Raw genomic sequence first — 8,790 nt, forward strand, 5'->3', positions numbered from 1 at the left:
GGTCATGAGAAAGCTGCTGATCGCGTTGGTGCTCGTGCTGAGCGGCTGCTCGGCGGGGCAGGACGGTCCCACGGTCGTCACGTTCTGGGACAACAACGGCGGCCCCGGCCGCACGCCCATCTACCAGGAGCTGATCAAGCGGTTCGAGGCGGCGAACCCCGACATCAAGATCGAGTACGTCGGCATTCCCAGCTCGTCGGTGCAGCAGAAGTACGACACGGCCATCGCCGGCGGGTCCACCCCGGACGTCGGTGGCGTCACGACGTCCTACCTCGCGCACCTCGTCGGCCAGGACGCGCTCGAGCCGGCCGACGACCGGATCGAGAACGGCGCGCTCAAGGACAAGCTGCTGCCGGGGCTGCTCGAGACCGTGCGGCAGACCGCGCCCGACGGCAAGCTCTACGCCGTTCCCGCGTCGGGCAACATGGACATCATCTGGTACCGGTCCGACCGGTTCGAGGAGAACAAGATCCCGGAACCGTCCACCTGGGACGACCTGACCAAGGCCGCCGTCCAGCTGACGAGGCCCGCGGACAACCAGTACGGCTTCACGATCCGCGGTGGCGCGGGGTCGGTCTTCCAGCTGCTGTCCGAGGCCTACTCCTACTCCGGTGTCGAGAAGTTCTACGAGGGCGGCAAGAGCACGGTCGCCGACCCGCGCAACGCCGAGCTCGTGCGCAAGGTGGCCGAGCTGTACAAGAAGGCCACGCCCGAGGCCGACGTGAACAACAGCTACACGCAGATGGTCGCGCAGTTCACCGGCGGCACGGTGGCGATGATGCACCACAACCTCGGTTCGACCGCGGACGTGATGAAGGCCCTCGGCCCGGAACGCGTCGCCGCGATGCCGTTGCCCAAGGGGCCGTCCGGCAAGCGCACGGTGGTGCCGAACCCGACCGACGGTTTCGCGGTGTTCAAGGGCAGCAAGAACCGCGACGCGTCCTGGAAGTTCGTCGAGTTCCTGACGTCGGCCGAGAGCAACGGCTACTGGAACGAGAAGGTCGGCCAGATCCCGGCGAACACGGACGTGCGCGGCGCGGAGTGGATCCAGAAGAACCCTGCCGTGAAGATGGCGCTCGGGGTGCTGGAGGACCCGGCCACCGTGCTGGTGCCCGCGCCGGTCTACCTGCCGGAGTACTCCTCGATCACCAAGACCGACACCGAGCCGCTCTACCAGAAGGTGCTGCTGGGTGAGATGTCCGCGCAGGAGTTCCTCGACCAGCTCGCGGCCAAGCTCACCACCGCTCAGCAGGACTGGGAGAAGCGCAAGTGATCGAACGGGTGGTGGTGCGGACGTTCAAGACCACGGCGGCCACGTCCGTCGACCCGGAGGGGCACCGGCATCCGGCGCCCGAGCACGAGGTCGTCGAGGCCCTGTTGGAGATCACCGACACCGACGGCGTCACGGGGTACTGCCAGGTCCAGCCCGACCAGCTGCGGCCCGCCGTGCTGGACAAGCACGTGCGGCCGGTGCTGCTCGGTCAGGACCCGTGGGACCGCGAGCGGCTGTGGAGGCTGCTCGCGCGACGGCAGCGGGGTGCGCACGGCGGGTTCACCGACCGGGCGCTCGGGTTCGTCGACCAGGCGCTCTGGGACCTGGTGGCGCGCAGGGTGGAACTGCCCGCGTGGAAGCTCGCCGGTGGTGCTCGCGACAGGATCCCCGCCTACGCCAGCACGATGTGCGGGGACGCGGAGGGCCTGGCGACGCCGGGCGACTACGCGGACTTCGCGCGGCACCTCGTGTCGGTGGGCTATCGGGCGATCAAGCTGCACACCTGGATGCCGCCGGTGCCCGGTGCGCCCAGCGTCTCCCGTGACGTCGAGGCGTGCCAGGCGGTGCGGGACGCGGTGGGGCCGGGGATCGCGCTGATGCTCGACGCGAGCCACTGGTACTCGCGGACCGAGGCGCTGCGGCTCGGCAGGGCGTTGCAGGAGCTGGACTTCTACTGGTTCGAGGAGCCGATGGAGGAGGCGTCGATCAGCTCCTACCGGTGGCTCTCCGAGCAGCTGGACATCCCGGTGATCGGCCCGGAGGTGGCGTGGGGCAAGCACCTCACCCGTGCCGAGTGGATCGCCGCCGGGGCGTGCGACATCCTGCGGGCGGGTCCCGCGGGCAGTGGTGGCATCACCCCGGTGCTCAAGACCGTGCACCTCGCGGAGTCGTTCAACATGGACTGCGAGATCCACGGCAACGGGGCGGGCAGTCTCACCGTGCTCGGCGCGACCGACGCCGGCCGGTGGTACGAACGAGGTCTGCTGCACCCGCACGTCGACTTCGACCGGGTCCCGCCGCACCGGAACTCCATTGCCGATCCGCTGGACGAGAACGGCTGCGTGACGCTTCCTCGAATACCCGGAATCGGGGACGACTGGAATTTCGAACACATCGGAGTTCACACTCTTGAAGTGTGGTGAGAAATGCCCCGGCCAATGGCCGGGGCATTTCCTCTACCGGTAGGTGATGTCCGAGGACTTGTACAGGCAGTTCGTGCTGTCCGCCCCGGTGCCGATTTTCTTCGGTTCACCGCTGGTGACGCCCTGGTACTTCTCGCAGATCGCGATCTTCTTGCTGCTGTCCCCGACGATCGTGATCCTCGAGAACCGCGCGGTGTCGCCGTAGTTGGTGTTGATGCCGACCAGCGACTTGCCGGGGGAGAACGCGGTGACGTTCTCCAGCACGACGTGCCGCTTGTGCTGCGTCTTGCAGTTGCCGCAGGACCGGTAGAGCTTGCCGAAGTCGTCCACCTGGAAGTTGCGGATGATCATCGTGCCCGGCCCGTTGTGCTGGAACACCTTGTCCGACGCCTTGCGCGCGCCACCACCGCTGATGGTCATGGTCTGCGAGGACGACGTGCCCTTGAACGTGGCAGCGTCCTCGCCGACGTCCTCCCACCACACGTTGGTGAGCGTGCAGGTGCCGAGGCAGTGGACGCCGTCCGCGGCCGGCGCGCCGAGCACGACGTTCTTCAGCGTCGCGCCGTCGGCCAGCTGGAAGATCGGGCCCTGGTCCTCGCCCTGACCGCCGGAACCGAGGGCGCCGGTGCCGTAGAACCGTTGCATGCCGCCGTCGTAGCCGCTCGATCCGACCTTGATGGTCGTGCCGACCGGTTTCGACCCGGACGGGGTGGGGAAGGTGCTGCCCGCAGCCTGTGCCTGAGGTGCGAGAAACGCGGCCAGAGTCGCGGCCAACACCAATGGTGCCATTTTCTTCATGTGCGCTCCGCTTGCAGGTGGATGCGCGGCGGTAATGTGATCGTAGAGCGGAGATCTTTTCTGTCAACCTCTATTCGAACGTTCGAATCGAATATCGTCGAATTGGTTGACCGTGCTACCCGGTGCTGGTTGTGTGAGTTCTACCGCCGCTCACTCTCATTGGGAGCGAGTAAATGATTCCAAAGCGCACAGCATTGATTTCCGCCGTCGCGCTGGTCCTGGGCGCGGTGTCCCTTCCCCAGGCGGCCGCCGCTCCGTTCGGGCTGGTCGGCTGGGCCACCCAGGGTGGTGGCACGACGGGGGGCGGCAGCGCCTCACCGATCACCGTCACCACGGCGTCCGCTTTCGTCGCGGCCGCGAAGGCGTCGGGCGCGGCCGTGATCCGGGTCTCCGGCACGATCTCGCTGTCGAGCATGACGAAGGTCGCCTCGAACAAGACCATCGAGGGCGTCGGCTCGACCGCGACGATCACGGGGCAGGGGCTGAACATCGCCAACGCCTCGAACGTGATCGTGCGCAACCTCAACTTCCGCAGCTGGGGTGACGACGCGGTCAACGTGCAGTACTCCACCCGCGTGTGGATCGACCACAACACCTTCTCCAACGGCTACGACGGTGCGGTGGACGTGAAGCGTGCCTCGGACTACGTCACGGTGTCCTGGAACAAGTTCACCAGTCACAACAAGACGATGCTGCTGGGTCACAGCGACGACAACGGTTCCGAGGACCGCGGCAAGCTCCGGGTGACCTACCACCACAACTGGTTCGACGGCACGCAGCAGCGTCACCCGCGGGTGCGGTTCGGCAACCCGGTGCACGTCTACAACAACTATTACGGCGGTGTGACGGACTACGGCGTCGCGTCGACCGTCGAGGCCGGCGTCCTGGTCGAAGGCAACTACTTCGAGAACACCCAGGACCCGTTCCACCGCGGTGAGGGAAGTTCGCCCGGTGGGTCGCTGGTGGCGCGCAACAACCACTTCGTCAACTCGGGAACGGGCGACCAGGGCGGCTCTGTGAAGAGCCTTCCCTACTCGTACCCGCTGGACAGCGCCAGCAGCGTGAAGAGCGTGGTCACGGCCGGTGCGGGAGCCGGGCGCGGCTGACGAGACCAGGGGGCACCCGAAGTGGCGCGGGTGCCCCCACCCTCTTCTGGGACCGCTCCCAGGATTCCACTCGAAGAGAGCAGTAAGAGGAACCGGCAGAGCAACCGCTGTTGTGCCGAAGGGCGTAACCGCGAGGGCTTCACGGCCCAGAAATGCTTGCACCTGTGATCGGTTGATCGCTGTGGGCCACGTTACAGTGCCGTGAACTCTGGGAGCGCTCCCAGTTGTCGAGAGGGCGGCGGCATGACTCGACGAAAAGTGGCGTTGGCGGTTGCGGCGGTGGTGCTGGTCGGCGGAACTCCCGCCGTCGCGGCACCTGCTGCGGTGGCCTGCACCGTCACCTACCAGATCACCAACGAGTGGAACACCGGATTCGGCGCGGCCGTGTCGATCCGCAACGACGGGGAGGCGCTGAACGGCTGGAACCTGACCTGGACGTTCCCGGACGGGCAACGCGTCACGCAGGGCTGGAGCGGCAACTTCACGCAGACCGGCGCGGTGGTGAGCGTGACGAACCCGCCCTGGGCCCCCACCCTGGCTTCGGGTGGCACGGCGCAGGTCGGCTTCAACGGCAGCAAGGGCGCGACGAACAGGCCACCGACGGACTTCGCCGTGAACGGCGTGTCCTGCACCGGCCCCAACCAGTCGCCCTCGGTGGCGCTGACGGCGCCCACGAGTGGCAGCAGCTACACCCTGCCCGCGCAGATCCCGCTGGCGGCGACCGCGCAGGACACCGACGGCACGGTGGCCAAGGTCGACTTCTACGCGGGGGACACCCTGATCGCCACCGACACCAGCGCGCCGTTCAGCGGCACGTGGACGTCGGCGCCGGCGGGTGACCACAGCATCACCGCGAGGGCGACGGACAACCTCGGTGCCACCAAGACCTCGGCACCGGCCGCGGTCAAGGTCCTGTCCGGACCGGCGGTGCTGGCCTCGCCGAGCACGGTCTCGGTCAAGCAGGGCCAGACGGCGACGTTCGACGTCTCCCTGGCCACGGCGCCGAGCCAGCCCGTCACCGTCACGATCGCCCGCAGCGGAAGCGCGGACCTGACGGCGACCCCGGCGACGCTCACGTTCTCCGGCACCGCGAAGCAGACGGTGACGGTGACGTCGGCGAACAACGGTGGCGCGCTCGGGACCGCGACGTTCACGGCCTCGGCGACCGGGTACAGCCCGGCGAGCGTCACGGTGAACGAGATCGACCCGTCCACTTCGGACTTCAACAAGGCGTTCCTCGACCAGTACAACAAGATCAAGGACCCGGCGAGCGGCTACTTCCGCAAGTTCGGCGACCTGCTCGTGCCGTACCACTCGGTCGAGACGCTGATGGTGGAGGCACCGGACCACGGTCACCAGACCACGTCCGAGGCGTTCAGCTACTACCTGTGGCTGGAAGCGAGCTACGGCCGGGTCACCGGTGACTGGGCGCCGTTCAAGTCCGCGTTCGCCTCGATGGAGAAGTTCATCATCCCGGCGAAGGCCGACCAGCCGACCAACGACAAGTACGACCCGTCGAAGCCGGCCACCTACGCGCCCGAGCACCCGAGGATGGACGCCTACCCGTCGACGCTCGACGGCACCGTCCCCGTCGGCCGGGACCCGATCGCGGCGGAACTGAAGACCGCGTACGGCAACTCGGACGTCTACGGCATGCACTGGCTCATCGACGTCGACAACACCTACGGCTTCGGCCGGTGCGGCGACGGCACGACGGCTCCCGCGTACATCAACACCTACCAGCGCGGCTCGTCGGAGTCGGTGTGGGAGACCATCCCGCAGCCCTCGTGCGACACCTTCAAGCACGGTGGACCCAACGGCTTCCTGGACCTGTTCACCAAGGACGCCTCCTACGCCAAGCAGTGGAAGTACACCAACGCACCGGACGCGGACGCCCGCGTGGTGCAGGTGGCTCTGCTCGCCCAGCAGTGGGCCACGGCCCAGGGCAAGGCCGGGGACATCTCCAGCGAGATCGGCAAGTCCGCGAAGATGGGCGACTACCTGCGGTACGCCATGTTCGACAAGTACTTCAAGCGGATCGGCAACTGCAACAGCCCCGCGTCGTGCCCCGGCGCGACGGGCAAGGACAGCGCTCACTACCTGATGTCCTGGTACTACGCGTGGGGTGGCGCGACCGACACGTCCGCCGGCTGGGCGTGGCGCATCGGTGACGGTGCCTCGCACCAGGGCTACCAGAACCCGTTGGCGGCGCACGCTCTCGCGAACGTGCCGGCGCTCAAGCCGTTGTCCGCCACCGGGCAGCAGGACTGGGCGACGAGCCTGAACCGGCAGCTCGAGATGCTGCAGTGGCTGCAGTCGGCCGACGGTGGTCTGGCCGGCGGTGTCACGAACAGCTGGGAGGGGCAGTACGCCTCGCCTCCCGCGGGCACGCCGACGTTCTACGGCATGCACTACGACGCCCACCCCGTGTGGCGCGACCCGCCGAGCAACCGGTGGTTCGGCTTCCAGGTGTGGGGGATCGAGCGCACGGCGGCGCTGTACCGGCTGACCGGTGACGCGCGCGCCAAGAAGATCCTCGACAAGTGGGTGCCGTGGGCGATCGCGAACACCACGACCGGCACGAACTTCCAGATCCCCGCGGACCTGGAGTGGTCGGGAGCGCCGGACACGTGGAACGCGACCAACCCCGGCGCGAACGCGAACCTCCGGGTGCGCGTTCTCAACCACAACCAGGACGTCGGCATCGCCGCGTCGTACGCCAAGGTGCTGCTGAACTACGCGGCGCGGTCGGGCAACGCCCAGGCCAAGACCACGGGTGAGTCGTTGCTGACGTCGCTGCTCTCGCACCAGGACAGCCTGGGCATCGCGACGCCGGAGACCCGCGCGGACTACAACCGGTTCGACGACGTCTACAACACCTCCACCGCGGAAGGCCCGTACGTGCCCAGCGGCTGGACCGGGCGCATGCCCAACGGTGACCAGATCGGGCAGGGCTCGTCGTTCCTGTCGATGCGGTCGATGTTCCGCAACGACCCGCAGTGGCCGAAGGTGCAGTCCTACCTGGACGGTGGACCCGCACCGACGTTCACCTACCACCGGTTCTGGGCGCAAGCCGAGATCGCCACGGCGTTCTCCCTGCACGCCGAGATCTACGGGTGAGGAGTCTCGAGATGAGGAAAGGCATAGCGTTGTTCGCGGTCGCGGCCGCTGTGGGCGCCGTACTGGTGCACACCGGTGGCACGGCCGTCGCGCACGGGTCGATGGTCTGGCCCGGCAGCCGCACGTACCTCTGCTACGAGGACGGCCGCGCGGGCGGCGGTGGCGGTGACCTCCAGCCCACCAACCCGGCGTGTGCCGCCGCCGTTGCCCAGGGCGGGAAGCAACCGCTGTGGGACTGGTTCGGCAACCTGATCAGCAACGCCGCCGGGCGTCACCGGGAGATCGTTCCCGACGGCAGCCTGTGCGGTCCCACCACGAAGTACTCCGCCTACAACCTGACGCGGGCCGACTGGCCGGTCACGCAGGTGCAGGCGAACAGCTCGGTCACCTTCCGGTACAACGCGTGGGCGCCGCACCCCGGCACCTGGGAGCAGTACGTCACCAAGGACGGCTTCGACGTGACGAAGCCGCTCAAGTGGTCCGACCTCGAGTCGGTGCCGTTCGACAAGGTGACGAACCCGCCGCTGGCGAACGGCGAGTACGCGTGGCAGGCCCGGTTGCCCAACAAGTCGGGTCGGCACATCATCTACTCGCTCTGGCAGCGTTCGGACAGCCCGGAGGCGTTCTACAGCTGTTCGGACGTCGTGTTCGGCGGTGGCACCGGTACGCCCGACACCAGTGCGCCGTCCGCGCCCGGCACGCCTGTCGCGTCCGCCGTCACCGGGAACTCGGTGAAGCTGGACTGGACCGCGGCGACGGACAACGTGGGTGTGACGGGGTACCGCGTCTACAGCGGTGACCAGGTGGTCGCCACCTCCGCCACGAACTCGGTGACCGTCAGCGGCCTGACCGCGGACACCCAGTACTCGTTCACGGTGGTGGCGACGGACTCGGCGGGCAACGCCTCGCCGGCGTCCCCCGGTGTCACGGTCAGAACGTCGACCGGTGGCGGCAGCACCGGTTCCTGCACGGTGGCGTACACGCGGCCGAGCACGTGGAACGGCGGCTTCACCGCGAACGTGACGGTGTCCAACAGCGGCACCAGCGCGATCAGCGCGTGGCAGCTCGTGTGGGCCTTCCCCTCGGGGCAGCAGCTCTCGCAGGCCTGGTCGTCGACGGTCACCGTCGCGAGCGGGCAGGCGACCGCGAAGGGGGTGTCGTACAACGCGGACATCCCGGCCGGAGGCTCGGTGACGTTCGGGTTCAACGCCACCACGGCGTCCACGCCGGCTGATCCGACGTCCTTCACGCTCAACGGTTCCGCGTGCGCCATCCGGTGATGAGGGCCCTGGCCGCCCTCCTGGTCGTGGGTTCGGTCGCGTTCGTCCTCCTCGTCGGACGCGCCGAACCC

6 protein-coding genes are annotated in these 8,790 nt (G+C 68.0%); 5 read left to right on the forward strand and 1 reads right to left on the reverse strand.

What is annotated here, in order from left to right; genetic code table 11:
* The first annotated feature begins 4 nt into the window (after window positions 1–4).
* A complete protein-coding gene (locus ORI60_RS25960; RefSeq protein ID WP_266040528.1) occupies window positions 5–1,273 on the forward strand; it encodes an ABC transporter substrate-binding protein in 1,269 nt (422 codons plus the stop codon).
* Entirely contained in the window at window positions 1,270–2,415 is a 1,146-nt protein-coding gene (locus ORI60_RS25965; protein ID WP_266040529.1) for an enolase C-terminal domain-like protein, read from the forward strand. The genes ORI60_RS25960 and ORI60_RS25965 overlap by 4 nt, the downstream gene beginning before the upstream one ends.
* A gap of 33 nt (window positions 2,416–2,448) precedes the next feature.
* On the opposite strand, the gene ORI60_RS25970 is transcribed toward ORI60_RS25965, so the two are convergent.
* On the reverse strand, window positions 2,449–3,213 hold the full coding sequence (locus ORI60_RS25970; protein WP_266040530.1) for a pectate lyase: 765 nt from the start codon (window positions 3,211–3,213) through the stop codon (window positions 2,449–2,451).
* Window positions 3,214–3,386: 173 nt separating this feature from the next.
* On the opposite strand from ORI60_RS25970, the gene ORI60_RS25975 reads away from it, so the two are divergent.
* The 3 genes from ORI60_RS25975 (at window position 3,387) to ORI60_RS25985 (ending at window position 8,719) form a co-directional block, all read left to right on the forward strand.
* Window positions 3,387–4,319: a pectate lyase family protein gene (locus tag ORI60_RS25975; RefSeq protein ID WP_266040532.1), complete on the forward strand. Its 933-nt coding sequence runs from the start codon at window positions 3,387–3,389 to the stop codon at window positions 4,317–4,319.
* Between the two features lie 243 nt (window positions 4,320–4,562).
* Entirely contained in the window at window positions 4,563–7,439 is a 2,877-nt protein-coding gene (locus ORI60_RS25980) for a glycoside hydrolase family 48 protein (RefSeq protein WP_266040534.1), read from the forward strand.
* A gap of 11 nt (window positions 7,440–7,450) precedes the next feature.
* Window positions 7,451–8,719 (forward strand): lytic polysaccharide monooxygenase, encoded by a 1,269-nt coding sequence (locus ORI60_RS25985; protein ID WP_266040536.1) that lies wholly within the window; start codon window positions 7,451–7,453, stop codon window positions 8,717–8,719.
* The last annotated feature ends 71 nt before the right edge of the window (window positions 8,720–8,790 follow it).

Source organism: Lentzea sp. NEAU-D7 (assembly GCF_026242055.1).
Classification (GTDB): domain Bacteria; phylum Actinomycetota; class Actinomycetes; order Mycobacteriales; family Pseudonocardiaceae; genus Lentzea.